Here is a 17,972-nt window from a genome sequence, read left to right on the forward strand (position 1 = left end):
TTTCAATATGTATATACTACTTATTACTATACTTCTACTCTTAGTTTAGCAAATCCTCAAAAAAATAATAAAAGAAATACACTATCATCTTCATAAAAATAAAAAAATGAGTTATAATATTATTATAAATATTTTCACTTTTCTGCATTCAACGAGACAAAAAGGATGTGATGTTATGGGATTCCCAAAAGTTGAGCGCTTGCTCATCAATTATAAAACATTAGACGAGTTTAAAAAATTTAAAGGCTGCGGAGCTCAAGAACTATCCATGTTAGAAGAATTACAAGCAAACATTATTGAAAACAATAGTGAATCTCCATTTTACGGTATTTATTACGGTGGATCACTCATTGCACGTATGAGTCTATACATGAAAAGGAACGGCGGGGAACCATTCGAAATTACAGGTACTTACCTAGAACTTTATAAACTTGAAGTATTACCAACTTTCCAAAAACAAGGATTCGGAGAAATGCTTGTAAATTATGCGAAGGGACTGCAGTTCCCAATTAAAACGATCGCACGTATCCATTCAGCTGGTTTTTGGGATAAATTAAATTTCCAACCTGTGTCAGTACCTGATGGTGATTTTTACGTTTGGCACCCAGAAACAAATTTGAATGCGGTTACAAATGAAGAGTCTGCATAAGAAATAAAAAAACAGCTACATAGCAGCTGTTTTTTTATTTCTTTAACTTCTCTAATTTCCCATTCGAACGAGCGCTATTTCTTTCCGCTACCATTACACTTCTTTTTTGATCGATATAATCAAGCAATGTTCTATATTCTTCCTCATATACTGATAATCGCTCCAACAGGCTCTCTTTCTCTGTTTGTAACGATTCAATTTGCTGTTGCAACACCACTAAAGAGTTTTCATCTTTATAATTTTGCAAGAAATCAATAACATCATTCAATGTAATTGACGTAGGTTCTAATACCTTCGTCTCTTTCACTTCATAATTTTCCACTTTACGCAGTTGCTTCGCTTCTTCAATACGTTCTTTGTATTGCTTTCTAACGTAAGAATTCCATCTAAAGCCACATGCTGCTGGTGTACGAGATAAATGTCTTCCCACTTCTTTAAAGGCAGATAATTGCGTTCCACCTTCTCGAATATGCCGGAGTACTACTTCTGCCAGAAGCAAATCTTCATCATCAGTCCAAGCATCTTGTCTTGTTGTCGCCATCTCTCTAGTCCTCCCTATGCATTTTTTATTAAACATATGCAGTTACTAGAAAAGATAGAATACAACAAATGAAGAATAAGACAAAAAAAAATAAACGTAGAAGATATCTTCTACGTTTATTTTCCCGCAATTACTTGCTGATTACTTCTTTACCTTTGTAAGTACCGCATGCTTTACATACACGGTGAGCTAATTTCGCTTCACCACAGCTTGGGCACTCTACCATACCAGGTACTGATAATTTGAAATGCGTACGACGCTTTCTTTTTACTGTTTTAGAAGTTCTTCTAAAAGGTACAGCCATTCTTCCCACCTCCTTAAAAGAAATAGTTATTTTCATATGAAGGCCTGAACCAGTCTTCCGATTATTTGTCAAAAAACTTTGCAAGTCCTGCCAATCTTGGATCAACAGGCTTTTCTTTGTCTTCTTCCGAAATCACTTGCCAGTCTTGACCTTGCGTCGGTGCTCCACCAGAAACATCATCACTGAAAATTTGCATTGGAATCTCCAAAAGTATATTTTCCTTGATTACGGGCAGTAAGTCAAGTACTTCTCCTTCTAAACAATGAATTTCAGCTTCAGTTTCAAATTCTTCTTGTGAAGTTTGGAACACCTCAGTTGTTTTAATGTCAAATGGTAATGTCACATCTACTAAAGAGCGAGAACATGGTAAAACCATGCTTCCAGTTATATGTAGATGGAACGTAAACTTACCGGAGCCAAAATCAACTCTTCCTGTTACGTGAACAGGATTAATTTCACGAATATCTTTCTCGACCTCTTTTAGCTCACTTACATCTACCATCTCATCCAATGTCAATCCTTTATTTCTCAATTTATTCAATTGATGGATGGACCATTTCATATCATATCACCTCAAGGCAACAAACAAAATTATAGCTAGCCATTTTATATTTGTCAATGTTTTTTCTTTACACTATAATGAAGTCATCATAGTAAATAATATATAGAGTATCACGTTTTTCAAAAAGATGCTACATCGAAAGGAGAGATTACCATAAAAGCCAGTGGTATTGTTGTTGAATATAACCCTTTTCATAACGGTCATGCTTATCATGTGCAACAAACAAAAAAGTTAACACACTCTGATATTACAATCGCTGTTATGAGTGGCCCTTTTTTACAACGTGGTGAGCCAGCACTCGTATCCAAATGGTATCGTACCAAAATGGCCTTAACATGCGGTGTAGACCTCGTTGTAGAGCTTCCTTATGCCTTTTCAACGCAAAAGGCCGAAACCTTTGCAAATGGCGCTATTTCTATTTTAAACGCCCTACACGTTTCTGAAATTTGTTTCGGCAGTGAAGATGGACAAATCGAAAATTTTTATAACACCATCTCTGTGCAGAAAAATGAAGAAGAGACTTTTAATCGTCTTGTAAAGCAATTTATGAACGCAGGTAATAGTTACGCAAAAGCTACATCTGAAGCTTTCCTACACATTTTATCTTCTGAAAAAAATATAGACATGTCACAACCAAATAACATTTTAGGCTTCCAATACATAAAAGCAATTCTAATGCAAAATAGTTCTATGCAAGCACAAACGATAAAAAGATTCGCATCTCATTATCATGATGAAACATTTAACGACCAACATATTGCAAGCGCAACAAGTATTCGCAAACAACTTTTTAGTGAAAATAGTTCCTTTACAGAAATTGAGCCTTTCATCCCAAAAGCGACTGCTTCTCTTTTAGCGAGTTATAAACAAAACTACGGGACATTACATAATTGGGAACAATACTTTTCATTTTTTAAATACAAACTTATGACGATGTCTCCAGAAGACTTACGACATATATATGAAATTGAGGAAGGTTTAGAGCATCGTATTTTATCAAAAATACAAACCAGTTCCTCCTTCCATTCATTCATGGAAGCGTTAAAAACGAAACGTTATACATGGACTAGATTACAAAGAGCTTGTACACATATTTTAACAAATACAACAAAAGAAGAAATACATTGCGCAAATATAGAGCAACATGCACCATACATTCGTCTATTAGGCATGTCACAAAAAGGACAAACGTACCTTTCAAAAAACAAGAAAAAAATAGAGCTTCCAATCCTTACCCATACAAAAACATTTGACCATCCTACTTTACACATAGATCGAAAAGCCAATTCTGTATATTTCTCCATCATACAAGAACCATTACGAACACAACTACTAAAACAAGATGCAACACATCACCCAATTCGTTACGATGAAACAACTGCAAAATTCCTATAAAAAAATCTCTCTGAAAAAGAGAGATTTTTTTATTTATTGCCCATTTTTTCCAAATACATTAATGCATCATCCAACGTATCAACTGGCACAACTTTCATTTTCGTTTTAATATCTTTCGCAGCCTCAAGTGCATCTTTATAATTCGATTTCTCTGCACCTTTTTCATTTGGTGCAAAGAACACTTCAGCACCAGCATCACTTGCAGCAACCACTTTTTGCTGAATACCGCCAATCGGGCCAACTTCTCCCTTTTCATTGATCGTCCCTGTTCCAGCTATTTCATGCCCTCTTGTTAAATCATCTTCCACCAGTTGATTATATATTTCTAATGTAAACATTAGGCCTGCCGATGGTCCGCCTATTTCATGAGAGTCAATTTTCACTTTCGGATCTACCACTAATTCTCTTTCCGTAACGATAGAAACACCTATACCAACACGTCCATTTCCATTCGGAATAGTCTTTACATTTAAATTTTCTTTTAACTGTTTCCCATCCCTCTTGTACTCAATATTTACTGTATCTCCTTCTTTTTTCCCTGTCATATATTCAATAAATTGTTCTGTCTTTTCAAATGTTTTTCCGTCGACGGCAATGATAACATCTCCAAGTTTAAGCTTTCCTTCTGAAGGCATCCCTTTCGCTACACCAGCAACCAACACACCTTTATTTTCAAAAGAAACAGTACGATTTGCACGTTTATAAGCATTATAAATCGCTGCATTTTGCGAATCTTTCATCGCATAATTTTGGCGAAATTGATATTCTTCATCACTTTCACCTTTTTGCAATATTTCTTCCGCTTTTGAAATATGTGTATATTTATTAAACTGTGCCGCTATTAAATTCACTACATTTGCCGGTCCCATTGAAACCGTAACAAGCATAAAATCACCTGATTCTTTTGTTCCCCCTTCAACTTGAACGTAAGGCTCTAATTTGGCAGCCATTCCTGGTTTCGTTACATAATACGGCAGACGTACATAAACAAGTAACATTGCCAATATAACCCCTATTAAAATTGCATATATAAACCGAAAACGCTTAAACATTATGTTTCTCCTTCCACTGCTCAATTAATAAATGAATATTTGCAACATGCTTTTCCGCTTCTACCTCTCCAACTCGAATAATGTCTTCAATGTTTGTAAAAGCCCGGGAACTAAATTGTTCTACAGCTGGTCGCATCATTAAATCAGATGCAATTTGCCGATTTATCACAAGCTCATGTTGCATAATTTCAATACTCTGCATAATTACATCATAAATAGACGTAACCTCTCCATTTACTTTAATCGGGGATACATCAACAGCAATGACAATATCGGCACCTAACTCTTTCACAACCGATACTGGGATGCGATCAATTACTCCGCCATCTACCAATAATCGTCCATCTATTTTCTCTGGCACAAACACTCCAGGTACAGAAATACTTGCTCTCACCGCCTCTGCAACTGGACCACTTGTAAAAACTACTTTTTCCCCCTTTAAGATATCAGTAGCCACAACAGCCGTCGGGATATCTAATTCTTCTAAATTTTTATTATATGTAAACATTTTAATCATATCTTTGACACGTTTTCCAGAAATAAATCCCATTTTCGGAACCGTAAAATCTAAATAATATTTCCTCTTAAAAACATTTGCCAGTTTATACAGTCTTTCAACGTTTGAACTAGCCGCATAAAATGTACCTACTAAAGCCCCCATACTACTTCCTGCAATCATATGAATCGGTATATCATTTTCCCTTAAAACCTTTATAACACCAATATGAGCAAAACCTTTTGCGCCCCCAGATCCAAGAGCTAAGCCAATTTTCGGTTCTTTCACTTTTCTCACCCTTTAATTTTTTTCGTTCCTTTTTCATACTTATGGTCTAAATTCACTACGTATCCACGTATACTGAAATGAACGTTTTTTGGGACAAAGGGGGATTTACTTACATGTATGAAAAATGGAAAACGGCTTTCCTTACCATATCAACACTTTTTTTAACCTTTTCTCTTGTACTCCACCCCCAAGCTGCTTTACAAGCTTCCATTCGAGGGTTAAATATATGGTGGGAAGTTGTATTCCCTTCACTTTTACCGTTTTTCATCATTGCCGAACTTCTCATTAGTATTGGTGTCGTAAAATTTATAGGCGTTATATTAGAACCACTTATGCGACCACTTTTCCGCGTTCCAGGAATAGGCGGATTTGTTTGGGCAATGGGAATGGCTTCAGGCTTTCCCGCTGGCGCCAAATTAAGCGCTAGACTGCGCAAAAGCAATCAGCTAACACAAATTGAAGCAGAGCGCCTCGTATCTTTTACAAACTCATCCAATCCACTTTTTATTTTTGGCGCTGTTTCTATCGGTTTTTTCAATAATCCGAAATTAGGAATCGTATTAGCTGCTGCACATTATGTAAGTAATTTTGCCGTCGGGTTACTGATGCGTTTTTATGGCAATAACAACAGTTCCACGCATGATAAACATGTTACTAAAAAACACCCTTTTCAAAACCCTTTTTCAATTCTACACGAGACACGTATGCAAGAAAAAAGACCAATAGGAAAATTACTTGGGGACGCTATCGTTTCTTCTATTCAAACGCTACTTATGATTGGTGGATTTATTATTTTATTCTCTGTTTTAAATAAAATGATTACTGTATTTCATATTACAGCAGCCCTTTCTTTTATTATGCAACATATTTTATCATTCTTCCAACTAACTACTGAATTTAGTATCCCAATATTATCTGGCATGTTTGAAATGACACTTGGAAGCCAAATGATTAGTCAAATAACTGAAACACCCCTCCTGCAGCAAGCTATGGTAACAAGCTTTATTTTAGCATTTAGCGGCCTTTCTATTCAGGCACAAGTCGCTAGCATATTAGCTGAAACAGACATTAGATTTAAGCCCTATTTTTTCGCACGAATTATCCAAAGTATTCTTGCCCCTATTTTTACTTTTATATTTTGGAAACCATTTTATGAAAAAGTAAGCTCTTTCTCACCTATGCAAAAAGATATCCCTGTCTTTTTATCGAATCATTCTTCTATTCTGCATGAATTTTGGACATCTTTTATACACTACGGACCGATATTTACATTATTTTGCTTATATGTATATGTCATCTTATTATTTTTTCGGAGCAACAAAGAAAAACCCCGTTCACTTTAACGGGGTTTGAAACTTTTCTTTTAAAGCACGTTCTACAACAGGAGGTACAAGATCTACTACACTTCCTCCATATCTCGCAACTTCTTTCACAATGCTCGAGCTTAAAAATGAGTATTGATTGTTTGTCATAATAAAAAAGGTTTCAATGTTTTCATCTAACTTTCGATTCATAGAAGTAATTTGCATCTCATATTCAAAATCAGAAACTGCGCGTAATCCACGTAAAATCGCGTTCGCATTACGCATTTTTGCATACTCAACTAATAGTCCACTATGTGAATCTACTTTGACATTAGGAATATCCTTTGTTGCTTCTCGAATTAAATCTAAACGCTCTTCCACTGAAAAGAACGGTTTTTTTGACGAGTTGTTTAAAACTACTACGTATACCTCGTCAAATACTTTTGCTCCCCTTTTAATAATATCCAGATGCCCAAGGGTAATTGGATCAAAACTTCCCGAAGAAATAGCTATACTTGTCATTCCGTCCCCTCACCTTCATACTTATAAATCGATATCGCTGTAATGCCATAATTTTCAGCTCGCACTTTTACAAGTCTTCCTATAGCCTCAGGTAAAACTACATCATTACCATGCTCCGCCATAATTAAACCATCGTTATGTAGCAATCCATGTTGATCCATTACACTAATTAAAGATACAATTTTTTGATCTTTATATGGAGGATCAATTAATATAAGATCAAATGATATTTCACGTTTTATAAGTGCTTTTATCGCACGTTCTGCATCATTCCGATATACTTCAGCTTGTTCCTGTATTCTACAACTTTCTAAATTTTGATGGATTACCTTTATCGCTTTATTGTCTCGATCAACAAAAATCGCTTTATTAATCCCTCTACTTATAGCTTCGATTCCAAGACCACCGCTACCACCAAATAAATCAAGAGCGACACCCCCATCAAAATAAGGGCCTATCATATTAAAAATGGATTCTTTTACTTTATCAGTCGTTGGACGTGTTGTATTACCTGGCACCGCTTTAAGTGGGTGTCCTTTACATTTTCCTGAAACTACTCTCATCTGTTGTCACTACCTTTATTTCAATCTATAGAGCAATTATAGAAAGCCCTTCTCCATTCGGTAACCGCTACCAAACTTTACGATTCCATTCATCTTCCAACGAAGACTAGAAGAACTTAGCTTAAAATAACCGCTCTGCATTTTTATGTATTCATCTCACCATTCGCTAACACGAACTATTCGTTTCACTTTATCTTTTTTATCCTATCATAAAATAAAAAAAAGAAAAATAAAAAGCCCAACATAAAATTTAATTTCATCATGTATATCTTCATTTAGATTGGACATAAATAACTATAACAACATCACCTTCGATGTTGTTGCCAACCGCGGAGAAGACTTACGTTTCCCCATAAGTTCTTCCTCCGGTTTCTCCTCTCCCTTTGCCTTCTTACTAGTACATGCTAGTATAAGAAGGGCCCTGCTTTGCAGGGTTTTTTTTCTTTGTCTACTTTTCATTTAAAAAGTGAGATGGTACAGTAAAAGAAAGAGGAGGAAAAGATATGATTCAACGCTTTATAGAACTCGGAGAGGGCTACTCTGATTTATATGAATTACTTGAAATTGCCAAAGCAAATCAAGAACGTATAACACATATGTTACAATTTGAAACAATTAAAAATGAAAAAAAAGTGTGCTCACTTGTTGTAATATTAAAACCAACTACTACTGGTGATTTCCAACCATTATACATATGTCGTGAAGGCATTCCTGTACTTGAAAATAAAAAAAGTAAACGCGTCATTTTATTTGAAGAAACGGCAGAACAACTTGGAAAAAAAGTGACTACCTTTACGGTAAAACCATCCACAACTTTCCCAGAAAAAGAACTGTTTTTCAATCATTTAATTGGTATTTTACGAATGAATAATTTTATTCCTCCAATGAAATAATGTGTTATTTCAAATAAAAAATCCCCTGTTAAAATTAGCAGGGGATTTTTTCTATTAGCTATAATCGTATTCTTTTGCCCGATCAGGACGTGAATTTTCAAATTCCGTTTTTAAATACGGGCGGTACGACTGTTCTATCTTTTTCACAAAAGGAAGTTTGTTCAACTTTTGCATCATATGCTCAATTTGTTCCATATCACAATATACTACTGCATATTTTAAACGTTTTGATATGTAATGTATGTTACCATATTTTCTTAAAATCTTGGCATGTTTCAATGAATGTAAATAAACAATCATACTTTGTCGTTGCCCGAACATAATCTTCTCCATCTTCTCCTTTTAAAAACATATATTTTATATTTTATGAAAACCAATCAGAAATTTATGACATTACAGGACAAACTCTGTATACGTTTTCTTCTACCTTCTAAAAAACGGGGTGATTTACCCCGTTTTTTTACAACCGCAACCTCCGCCGGTACCACAACCGCCACCACAGCCACCAGCATCAAAAAATGGATTTCCTGTTGGAACTTTGATGGAAGAGGACACCTCAGAACCGATTGCTACACTAACTTCATCTAACAACTTTTGTAAAGCCGTTTCTACTCGTTTAAAAGCTGCAATCTTATCATGTAAATCTACAGAACGCTTCAATTCCCTCATTTTCGTCGAAACGAAAGTATAGTCAGGATGATATTTACCGAAACGTTGCACTTCCTCATATCGTTCTTTCATCGCTGTAAATTGCTGAATTAACGCCTGAACTTCCATATCTTCATGCAAGTCTTTATAACATTTACGGTAATCTTCTGCTATATCTGAACAGATGATCGCTTTTGCAAGCTGCTCTGCCTTATCTAATATTAATACGCTTTCTAGCGTCGCTACAATCATGAGAGACACCTCCGAGTATTTATCATACCACATTTAGAATAGAACTACTAATTGAAGTGTCTCACTAAACAGAAAGATATCATTCTAACTATTTTTTAATAATTTCAGTACACATTTATACATTAATATGTTCCGCGATGTTGTATTTAACAACATCCCACTTCCCACTATTTTCATTCACATAACTAATACATGCGTTTTTTAACGGTGTTTTAAACGAAATATCTTCCGGAGCAATTGCATGTAAAATTGCTTTTATCGCATGAGAATGGGCTACAATAATAATACGTTTGCCAGAATGAGTTTCTGCAACATCTTTTACCGCAGCAAAACAACGAGCTACAATTTCTTCATCTTGCTCCATACCTTCTACTTTACCTTCTGCAATTAATTCCCTAACAGTCGCAACTGGCTTCCCAGAAGCTTCACCAAAATTACGTTCAACAAATCGCTCATCTAATAAAATTGATTGTAATCCAGTTGCCTCTGCAATTTCCTTAGCTGTTTCTTGCGCTCTAATTAATGGGCTACTTATAATTATATCCCATGCCTCCGCTTGCAAAGCAGCTGCACTTTGACTCGCTTGCTTCTTCCCCACTTCATTAAGCGGAATATCTTCACGCCCCTGAATAATCTCTTGAAAATTCCAATCAGTTTGTCCATGTCGTACTAAACAAATTTCCGTCATGCTCATGCTGCAACTCCTTTTTAAATAATCCGCTTCTATTGTATCAAAAGTTCTGCATGACGGACATAGTTTTCCCTTCCAATTATGTTGCATTTTGCTGCTTCATATACTGAAACATATCAATCATAATGGAAGCAACTGCCAATTGATTTTGAAATTTCTCAACTTTATCTGGTATCGTTTTTTTGAAATGTTGCATAGCTGCTAACTCAAATGCCTCTTTTTCTTCAGGGTTTCGCGTTAGTTTTCTATACCAGTAAGGTTGCTCCCTAATATAGCGAGATAAATCCTCATCAGCCTTTATAAACTCCATAATTTCTGCTCTCATCCGCTTTCCTCCTAATCCTTCTGAAAGAAAAATGGATTATTTTCGGAAGTACTCTCTTCTTGCTGCGTGCGTTTTCCTTGAAATTGTTGAAAAACTTGTTGCACACTCCCAATAGCACTCGTCACATTGGCTAAATGATGTTGCATTTGTTCCACGTCTAACTTTTTAAAGAAAGAAAGCATTTGTCCCATCACATCAGCAGTTTTTTCCTCTTCAGTTCGAGTATCCTTTTCTTTTCCATTTTCTTTTTTCTTTTCTTTTACCGAAGAAAAAGCAGGCGCTCCATCCGGTCTAAAAGTTGCCCATATTGGATCTTCTTCACCAAGTAAGTACCATTCCTCATAAAACTGTTGCCAAGTTTTATGACCACTTCGAACTTCATGAACCATTTTAGGGTGATGGTTTACAAACTCTTTAAACTGTTGAACCGATGGATGTAACGGTCCTTTTGTTGTCGGCATAATCCTCACCTCTTCATGTATATCTACTATATAATAAGAAAAAAAAGGCGCATGGTTCGCCTATTTTTAGACGATTCATGCACCTTTTTATCCTACTATTTGCATAGGGGAAGATTCCCATCCACAATTTACAGTTTCATTTTATTTCCGAATAAAGTTTTGTGTATAAAACTTATCGTATACGCCAACACCTAATCCTGTAAATTGTTCATTCAATAAATTTTTTCGATGTCCCTCACTATTTAACCAACCTTGCAATGCCGCAACCCCATCACTATGTTGCGCCGCTATGTTCTCACCGGCAAGTTGAAACCCTACTTTCCCGCGCTGTAAACGATCTCCTAACGTACCTAATGTAGGTGAATCGTGTGAAAAATAATTATTATCCTTCATATCTTTACTATGACCGATTGCCACCTCTGCCGTTTGTTGGTCCCACGCTAATAACGGTAAATTATGACGACTTCGAATAATATTTGTTAAATCAAAAATTTGTTGCATATTCCCATTCTCTATTTGTTTCATTTTGTCTGGAGTTAATGGTTGTTCTGCTAATAATTCACCCGAATAAACGAGCTGATACGGTCTTTGACGCAATAACGTTTCGTCATCCATATAACGAACACCGACAAGCTCATGCGTAAAATGATCAAAATATAATTGTGCCCAACCATCTTCTACTGGTACTAATGGTTGTTCCATCACTTCGGTATCAGATAACTCAAATTGATAACTATTCTTTCCTCTTTTTAACGAAATCTCATGAGAAAGTGGATTCTTTTTATACACATCTTCATACTTTTCATTTATATAATAAGGTGGCACCTTAACTTGCTCACCAGCGACATACGCCGTTACAATTTTACGTTCAGCAACCCCAAATTGAACATACTGAGCTAAATCTTGATTGTATACCCACCATTCATATCCGTAAGCAGATGGTTCTATTCGAGAAGGTTCGCCCCATTTTGCTAATAAATTTTCAGAGTCCCCACCAATCATATTTAAAACCGTATCAGAAGAGTCTTCATTTACTTGTTTTTTCTTTTTCACAATTTTATTTTCTTGCTTTGATTGAGATGGGGTTAATATATATTGTGAAACGAGTAATTTCCCGTATAAATCAACAGCTAAAATTAAAATTGTAATCATTACGATACGCAATAATTTCTTCAATCGATATACCTCCTGCAAAAAACATAAAATTGAGATATACACAAATCCTTTTCTTTCCTTTTTTTGTGTGTACCGTACTCTTTTCACTATATCATATTTTCGCAAAAAAAGTCTGGATTATCCCTTTTCTCTCAATATGAATTGCACTTTCTTATTATTCATACTATTATAAAAATAATGGTGTAACATTAAAAAAGGAGGTATTTTATGCAATTTACAAATACGAAATTTAATGGGGCAGTCGTTGATTTAACACTATTAACAGAGATTATGGAAAAGAACCATTTTGTACTTGCTGGACAGTGGGATTATGAACGAGTTACATACGATTATAAATTCGAAATATTAAACGATGTTTATTATTTACGTGTACAAGGTTTAGCTGTTGAAGGTGACATTGGCAGCAGACACGCTGAAATAAAGCTACTCCCTCCCTTATTAGGTAAACATTATTATCCTCACGGCGTTGAATATGGTGATGGTGAAACTTTCCCAACGAATGTAATTCAAAAAAGCGAACAACTCCTACAAAATATCGAAAAAGAGTTAAAAGAATTCCAAATCATTGAGTAAATAGAACAAGCGCATCAATATGATGCGCTTGTTCTATTTATCTTACTTAAGAATGAATCGTCTTTTTGACTGGATACCCATAAATAGTTCCATCCTTTACTTTAATCTCATCTTCCCAAGGAACCTTATATTTACCTTCAGCTAAATCTTTTACAAACGTATATGGGTTTTCTTTCACCCCACCAGGAGTCGCTACATATCCCCTTGAACCTAGATTATATATATTATTTTCGAGACCCCATCCTAATCTAGCTTGATCTGCTAGCTCTGGATATACTTCAGCAGTAACAATCTCCCAAGGATTTCGGTGTCCCTGCACTAAAGTAGTCCCATCAAAATTACATACTTGTCCTTCACCAAAATAATAAAATACACCATCATAACCGGCTAAGTTCACCGACAATGTATACATTAAATTTTGCCATGCATTCGAACGATTAGTTAACATCCATTGTTCACTAACTTGTGTGCTATATCCAGAAATACGAATCAAGACATTTGCACCTTTATAAGCTGCTTCACGAGCTACTTCAGGAAACATACCATCATGACAAATACAAACAGCTAATTTACTTCCTCCTGGCCCATCACAAACAGGTAAACCTAAATCTCCAGCCTTCCAAGGTTCAACTGGCACCCAAGGATTTAGCTTACGATACTTCAAAATCATTTATGATGATAGGTAAGGCTTTGATGTAATCTCCACCTTTTCCCCCACCTCACACCGTACGTGCTAGTTTCCTAGCATACGGCGTTCCATCGTTTCCAACTGACTTTAAAATCAAATTATGTTACTATCGGTTCATTTCCAGCTTTAGTTCTTAGCACATTCAGTTTATCCATTTGTTTCTTGTTAAGTTTAAAAGACCGAAGGTAATGTGTAATCTTATTAAGATTCGTCATGTGAATCAGTTTGTGTATAAACCAATCTACAATTACCAAGTTGTTGTACTTGTCATCCCCACCTTGTTTAATGGGAACAATGTGATGACAATGAACACGTTCAATACCAATTTCCTCACCAGTTACATAACACTTACCATATTGAGCAACGTATTTTGATATCCTATTATCGTTGTACTCAATACTTTTATTCTTCGAATAAGTCCTCATAACTTGGTTGAGAACATCCTTAGGTATTGCCTTAAGATTACTATGTACTTTATTACGCCCCGTTTCCGTATAGTTACAGATAACCTGCGAAAAATTCCACGGGTTTTTATGATGTATTCCTGTAACTGGTAAGAGTGGAGTGTTCTGTACAACGTAAATCTTAGTGTTAGGTTGTATTCCTTTGGTCTTCCTTTTAAAATTCACAGATGTTTCACAGAACTTCATGTGCTTCATATTGTTTCTAAGTCTGGTTCTTATGACTCTTCGCAGAGAGTAATTTACCTCCGTTAAATCCATGTAAATTGTAACCGCATATTTAAAGTAATTTTGTATACCAAGAAGGGTTGAATTAAATTGAGTAACTTTCTCTGAAGTGGGCTCCTTTTGAATTCCTTTGATTCGTTCTTTTAGTTGTCTTTTAGCTTTTGTAATAGCTTTGTCGGACATACTGGTTTTTGCAATATATCCAAATTTAGCTTTACCTTGTTTAACCACTTTGATTTTGAATCCAAGGAAAACTGACGAGTTTTTCTTGAGATTAACCACTTTGGACTTTTTGGGGTTAATTTCTAATCCCAAGCGGGATTTGAGAAAATCAACTGTCGCATGATAAAAGCGTTGTGCTTCATCATAAGTCCGACACATTATTTTGAAGTCATCCGCGTATCTCACTACATAACCACATTTTAGATTCGTGTACTTCCTAGCATATTGTCGAAACCCTAAATGCCGAGTAGAGATTCTGTGAGGTTTGTAGGTTTCCCATTGGCTACTTATCCACCAATCAAGTTCATTTAGAACAATGTTGGAAAGTAAAGGAGAAATAATTCCTCCTTGCGGAGTACCCTTATTGGGAATACCCTCTCCTTCTATCTCAGATTTAAGGATTTTTGAAATAACACATAGAAGTGATTTGTCTCTTATTCCCAGAGTCCACATTTGCCTTAATAGCTTTTTGTGGCATACATTATCAAAGAACCCCTTAATGTCAATATCAACACAGTAGTGTTGGTGACCTATGTTAATAAGACTTACAACTCTACTTAGTGCATGGTGTGTACTTCTGTTCGGTCTAAATCCATAACTATGGTTATGAAACTTAGCTTCACAAATAGGTTCCAATACTTGGAGGATAGATTGTTGTACTAATCTGTCCCAAATTGTTGGAATCCCCAGGGGTCGCTTCTTATCACTGCCCTCTTTTGGGATAAGGACTCTTTTAACTGCTTGTGGTTGATAGTTATTTAATCGTTTCCTAACTTCATGAATAATCTTTGTATCGTTTAGGTGCCAAATATCTTTAATGGTTAAATTGTCAACTCCAGCCGTGTTACTCCCCTTATTAGTTTTGATGTTGCGGTATGCTAATCTAATATTTTCTTCCGAACCGATAATATCAATTAATTTATAGAAATTGTTACCATTAAGGCTATTAGAATATAACTCATCATACTTTCTTTGCATGTCGTAATATTCACTGTGCCTTAGTTTAGTTTTCTTTAACATGGGCTGTAACCTCCCCTTATTTACTGGAGGTTTACATCTCTTTAGTCTTACTCGAAACCATGTCAACCATAAGTAACAGTCAGTTTTCAATCGACTAGTGGCTATCCCTCCACGTTCATTACACGTTTCATAGGTACTGTGCCACCACTTTCACTGTCATAAACCTAGGTTATACAATTTACAATTGTTTTCCCTAGAACCACTTCATCGGAAGCAAGCCCTCAGTGTTGACAGCTTACCACGTTCCGTCATTCCTATCTGTGCATATACCGTTAGGTTTCTCCTATGAGCCTGCTACCTTGATATTGCCTGTAACAATATATGGACTTTCATAAAGGCGAGTTTTACTCATCCACAGTAGCGACACTAATTGTGTCAGTAAGCCTTTCGACTTACTTCCGATATAGACCCGTACCATCAGAGATTCGTCCGCACATACCATACTCTATTGGTTCATAGTGCATACTAACCATAGGTAATTTATAGACTTCCGGTTTATAGGTTACACCACCCACCTCTGAGTGACTTTCGTATCCTATAGGATTACGGTAACTCTCAACCGACTTCACCGAGCTTCATACAGTTCAGTTCTTGCTAACTTCACTGCATGTCGGAGTATTAAAGGAAGCCCTTCAAGGCGTTACCCTATCATTTGACTTCTTGGAATGACAGTTCACTGTTGAACTGTAAGTTCGACAATGCCTAAGCTTTTCACTTAGGAACGTGTCGCACCACCTTGTGGATCAATAATTATTGCTGTATTATACGGTTCTCCACCATCAGGATTTCTTTCCATTATAGAAAAAACACCATATACTTCAGACTCTTTACATGCCTCAGCAAACAAGTCTGTTTCTGGCCCAGGGACCGTACATAAAAACTCTTCTGTAGTCCATTTTTTTGTATTAAGCCCTTGCGTACTATATTCTGGAAATACTATCAATTCCAATCCAGGATACCCTGCTTTAGTTGAATGAATTGTTTTTATGATCTGTTTAATTTGTTTATCAATGTCTGCACGTGACTCTACTACCGGTACTGGATATTGTATTAATGCTGCTAAAAAACCACTAATTGGCTTTACCATACTTCCACTACTACCCATTTAAATTCCCCCTTAAAATAGTCCTTGTTTTATTAAAGATAACAATATAAATTTGTAACTCTCTAAAAAACTTGTACTACACATGGAATTATTATGCATTAAAGCTAGTAGTAAATCTTATATCCACTTTAGTACATGCCTACACTAACTTAACATAAATAATTAGAAAATTCAATCTATTAAAGTTTAGTAAAACTAAAAAAGTGTATGGAAACCCATACACTTTTTTACTTCGTTTGTAAATACGGCGGCAATTGTTGTAACTGCTCTTTATCCTTTTCACGCTCTCGACGCGCCCATCGAAAGAACACATAACCAATAATTGTACCGTACACTATTTCCTGGACAATTTTCATAATGATGCCGCCTGTTTGTTGGTCTTGTACGATCGGCATCCAGTGTAAAAATTCTGGTCCAGTTATATTTAAATCAGATAAAGTTCCCGCCGGTACACATAGTTCCATCGCCTTCATCCAAGCAGCCGGATCCGTATACGTTGCAAACAACGGCGCCGTTGCAAAAATAATTAACGCGCAAGCTGGCGTTAATAATATACCGTTAGCAAACATATAACCAAGTTTCTTTATATCACTTAACGTTTGATATTCTGGTAATGGATTTAGCATCGGCCACCACATCATGATTGCCGTAAAGAACAATATAGCGAGACAGATAGGATGAGCAATTTGACTTTGTTTTACTGCATCAAAAACAACTGGTAAATGATAAAAAGAAAACAGGCCATTAAATACAAACAATGCAATAAGTGGCTTAGCAAATATCTTTAATATAATTTGAACGAACTTAAAAGAAGTAATATAACGATATAACCAAACTGGTATACCAAGCAACAACAAAGGCGGAACGGCAATATACATAACTGCCATTTCAAACATATGTGCACTAAATATAATATGACCAATTAAATCAATAGGCCCTCCCTTTACAAAATACAAAAGAACAATTCCAGTCGTAAAATAAAAAACTTGCTTCTTACTTACCTTTGTCGCATGTTCAAATCGCATTCTATACGGCCCAATAATTAAAAAATATCCAATGAGGATCGAAAGCATAAATAATAAAAAGATTGGACTCCATAGCGCTTGAAAACCAAATATCCACAAGTTACTCATTTTCACACCTACCTTCTTAAGGTTATCCGTTCACATAATATGAAGAGGGAGCTGTGTCAACACAAGCTCCCTTATTCGTCACTTTTCAAATCCACACAATTGTCATAAAAGCTAAAATTGTAATTAATCCGATCAACAGACCAGAATAAAGAAAGAAACTTGCCGCTTCATGTCCTTTATGACTCATATGCATAAAATAATACAATTGAAAAATTACTTGTACCACCGCTAATAGTAAAATAAATGGTACTGAAAAAGTCGGACTAAAAGTTTTCGGATATGCTACCGCTGCAAATGCAACTAATGTTAAAAAAATCATTAATGCAAATGTAATAACTTGATGCTTCATTTCCTCCGCACTTTTTCTTTTCCGATAAACAAGATCAACTTTAGGATTATTCGTTTGCTTTATCGCCATTG

21 protein-coding genes and 2 pseudogenes are annotated in these 17,972 nt (G+C 35.7%); 5 read left to right on the plus strand and 18 right to left on the minus strand.

Annotated elements, in window-relative coordinates; genetic code table 11:
* The first annotated feature begins 175 nt into the window (after positions 1-175).
* On the plus strand, positions 176-649 hold the full coding sequence (locus tag NST14_RS19530; protein ID WP_000506707.1) for an N-acetyltransferase: 474 nt from the start codon (positions 176-178) through the stop codon (positions 647-649).
* A gap of 34 nt (positions 650-683) precedes the next feature.
* On the opposite strand, the gene NST14_RS19535 is transcribed toward NST14_RS19530, so the two are convergent.
* The 3 genes from NST14_RS19535 to NST14_RS19545 form a co-directional block, all read right to left on the minus strand.
* Complete coding sequence (locus NST14_RS19535) at positions 684-1,190, minus strand: RsfA family transcriptional regulator (protein ID WP_000246478.1); 507 nt, start codon at positions 1,188-1,190, stop codon at positions 684-686.
* 130 nt (positions 1,191-1,320) lie between these two features.
* Positions 1,321-1,494, minus strand: a complete 174-nt coding sequence (gene rpmF, locus NST14_RS19540) for a 50S ribosomal protein L32 (protein ID WP_001984764.1) — start codon at positions 1,492-1,494, stop codon at positions 1,321-1,323.
* Between the two features lie 61 nt (positions 1,495-1,555).
* Entirely contained in the window at positions 1,556-2,056 is a 501-nt protein-coding gene (locus NST14_RS19545) for a YceD family protein (RefSeq protein ID WP_000872145.1), read from the minus strand.
* A 213-nt stretch (positions 2,057-2,269) separates the two neighbouring features.
* Here NST14_RS19545 and NST14_RS19550 point away from each other — a divergent pair, with 213 nt between their 5' ends.
* The gene (locus tag NST14_RS19550) at positions 2,270-3,451 is read left to right on the plus strand and encodes a nucleotidyltransferase (RefSeq protein WP_048557620.1); all 1,182 of its coding nucleotides are present in this window, start codon (positions 2,270-2,272) and stop codon (positions 3,449-3,451) included.
* Positions 3,452-3,480: 29 nt separating this feature from the next.
* On the opposite strand, the gene NST14_RS19555 is transcribed toward NST14_RS19550, so the two are convergent.
* The gene (locus NST14_RS19555; RefSeq protein ID WP_000476307.1) at positions 3,481-4,503 is read right to left on the minus strand and encodes a SepM family pheromone-processing serine protease; all 1,023 of its coding nucleotides are present in this window, start codon (positions 4,501-4,503) and stop codon (positions 3,481-3,483) included.
* The gene (locus NST14_RS19560; protein ID WP_000662598.1) at positions 4,496-5,287 is read right to left on the minus strand and encodes a patatin-like phospholipase family protein; all 792 of its coding nucleotides are present in this window, start codon (positions 5,285-5,287) and stop codon (positions 4,496-4,498) included. The genes NST14_RS19555 and NST14_RS19560 overlap by 8 nt, the downstream gene beginning before the upstream one ends.
* A 113-nt stretch (positions 5,288-5,400) precedes the next feature.
* On the opposite strand from NST14_RS19560, the gene ylbJ reads away from it, so the two are divergent.
* Positions 5,401-6,630 (plus strand): sporulation integral membrane protein YlbJ, encoded by a 1,230-nt coding sequence (gene ylbJ, locus NST14_RS19565; protein ID WP_000273104.1) that lies wholly within the window; start codon positions 5,401-5,403, stop codon positions 6,628-6,630.
* Here ylbJ and coaD read toward each other — a convergent pair.
* Together coaD and rsmD are read right to left on the minus strand one after the other, a co-directional pair.
* Positions 6,622-7,113 carry a pantetheine-phosphate adenylyltransferase gene (coaD, locus tag NST14_RS19570; protein WP_000200598.1) on the minus strand — a complete coding sequence of 164 codons (492 nt, stop codon included), beginning with the start codon at positions 7,111-7,113 and terminating at the stop codon, positions 6,622-6,624. The genes ylbJ and coaD overlap by 9 nt on opposite strands.
* Positions 7,110-7,676, minus strand: a complete 567-nt coding sequence (gene rsmD / locus NST14_RS19575) for a 16S rRNA (guanine(966)-N(2))-methyltransferase RsmD (RefSeq protein ID WP_001266990.1) — start codon at positions 7,674-7,676, stop codon at positions 7,110-7,112. Before rsmD ends, coaD begins: the two co-directional genes overlap by 4 nt.
* Before the next feature lie 503 nt (positions 7,677-8,179).
* Between rsmD and NST14_RS19580 the strand changes: the two genes are divergently transcribed.
* A complete protein-coding gene (locus NST14_RS19580) occupies positions 8,180-8,569 on the plus strand; it encodes a DUF7147 family protein (RefSeq protein WP_000616011.1) in 390 nt (129 codons plus the stop codon).
* A 54-nt stretch (positions 8,570-8,623) separates the two neighbouring features.
* Here NST14_RS19580 and NST14_RS19585 read toward each other — a convergent pair whose 3' ends face one another.
* From NST14_RS19585 to NST14_RS19610, 6 genes are all read right to left on the minus strand, one after another.
* Positions 8,624-8,890 carry a YlbG family protein gene (locus tag NST14_RS19585; RefSeq protein ID WP_002080814.1) on the minus strand — a complete coding sequence of 89 codons (267 nt, stop codon included), beginning with the start codon at positions 8,888-8,890 and terminating at the stop codon, positions 8,624-8,626.
* A 126-nt stretch (positions 8,891-9,016) separates the two neighbouring features.
* Positions 9,017-9,469: a YlbF family regulator gene (locus NST14_RS19590; RefSeq protein ID WP_048557619.1), complete on the minus strand. Its 453-nt coding sequence runs from the start codon at positions 9,467-9,469 to the stop codon at positions 9,017-9,019.
* 115 nt (positions 9,470-9,584) lie between these two features.
* The gene (locus NST14_RS19595; RefSeq protein WP_001998138.1) at positions 9,585-10,157 is read right to left on the minus strand and encodes a histidine phosphatase family protein; all 573 of its coding nucleotides are present in this window, start codon (positions 10,155-10,157) and stop codon (positions 9,585-9,587) included.
* A gap of 82 nt (positions 10,158-10,239) precedes the next feature.
* Positions 10,240-10,485, minus strand: coding sequence for a YlbE-like family protein (locus NST14_RS19600; RefSeq protein ID WP_001200990.1), 246 nt, complete (start codon positions 10,483-10,485; stop codon positions 10,240-10,242).
* Positions 10,486-10,496: 11 nt separating this feature from the next.
* Positions 10,497-10,946, minus strand: a complete 450-nt coding sequence (locus tag NST14_RS19605; protein ID WP_001143335.1) for a YlbD family protein — start codon at positions 10,944-10,946, stop codon at positions 10,497-10,499.
* Positions 10,947-11,087: 141 nt separating this feature from the next.
* Positions 11,088-12,122: a CAP domain-containing protein gene (locus tag NST14_RS19610; RefSeq protein WP_000735391.1), complete on the minus strand. Its 1,035-nt coding sequence runs from the start codon at positions 12,120-12,122 to the stop codon at positions 11,088-11,090.
* Positions 12,123-12,329: 207 nt separating this feature from the next.
* Between NST14_RS19610 and NST14_RS19615 the strand changes: the two genes are divergently transcribed.
* Entirely contained in the window at positions 12,330-12,695 is a 366-nt protein-coding gene (locus NST14_RS19615; RefSeq protein WP_001160940.1) for a YugN family protein, read from the plus strand.
* Between the two features lie 46 nt (positions 12,696-12,741).
* On the opposite strand, the pseudogene NST14_RS19620 reads toward NST14_RS19615, so the two are convergent.
* The 5 genes and pseudogenes from NST14_RS19620 to ctaF form a co-directional block, all read right to left on the minus strand.
* Positions 12,742-13,365: pseudogene (locus tag NST14_RS19620) on the minus strand (formamidase); the annotation flags it as partial.
* Between the two features lie 116 nt (positions 13,366-13,481).
* Positions 13,482-15,314, minus strand: a complete 1,833-nt coding sequence (ltrA, locus tag NST14_RS19625) for a group II intron reverse transcriptase/maturase (RefSeq protein ID WP_000914978.1) — start codon at positions 15,312-15,314, stop codon at positions 13,482-13,484.
* 733 nt (positions 15,315-16,047) lie between these two features.
* Positions 16,048-16,419 (minus strand): annotated as a pseudogene (locus NST14_RS19630) (nitrilase-related carbon-nitrogen hydrolase); the annotation flags it as partial.
* Positions 16,420-16,646: 227 nt separating this feature from the next.
* Complete coding sequence (gene ctaG / locus NST14_RS19635) at positions 16,647-17,552, minus strand: cytochrome c oxidase assembly factor CtaG (protein ID WP_000069012.1); 906 nt, start codon at positions 17,550-17,552, stop codon at positions 16,647-16,649.
* Between the two features lie 85 nt (positions 17,553-17,637).
* Positions 17,638-17,970: a cytochrome c oxidase subunit IVB gene (gene ctaF / locus NST14_RS19640; protein ID WP_000985699.1), complete on the minus strand. Its 333-nt coding sequence runs from the start codon at positions 17,968-17,970 to the stop codon at positions 17,638-17,640.
* Positions 17,971-17,972 lie beyond the last annotated feature (2 nt).

The organism is Bacillus sp. FSL W8-0519 (genome assembly GCF_038005585.1).
Classification (GTDB): Bacteria; Bacillota; Bacilli; order Bacillales; family Bacillaceae_G; genus Bacillus_A; species Bacillus_A paranthracis.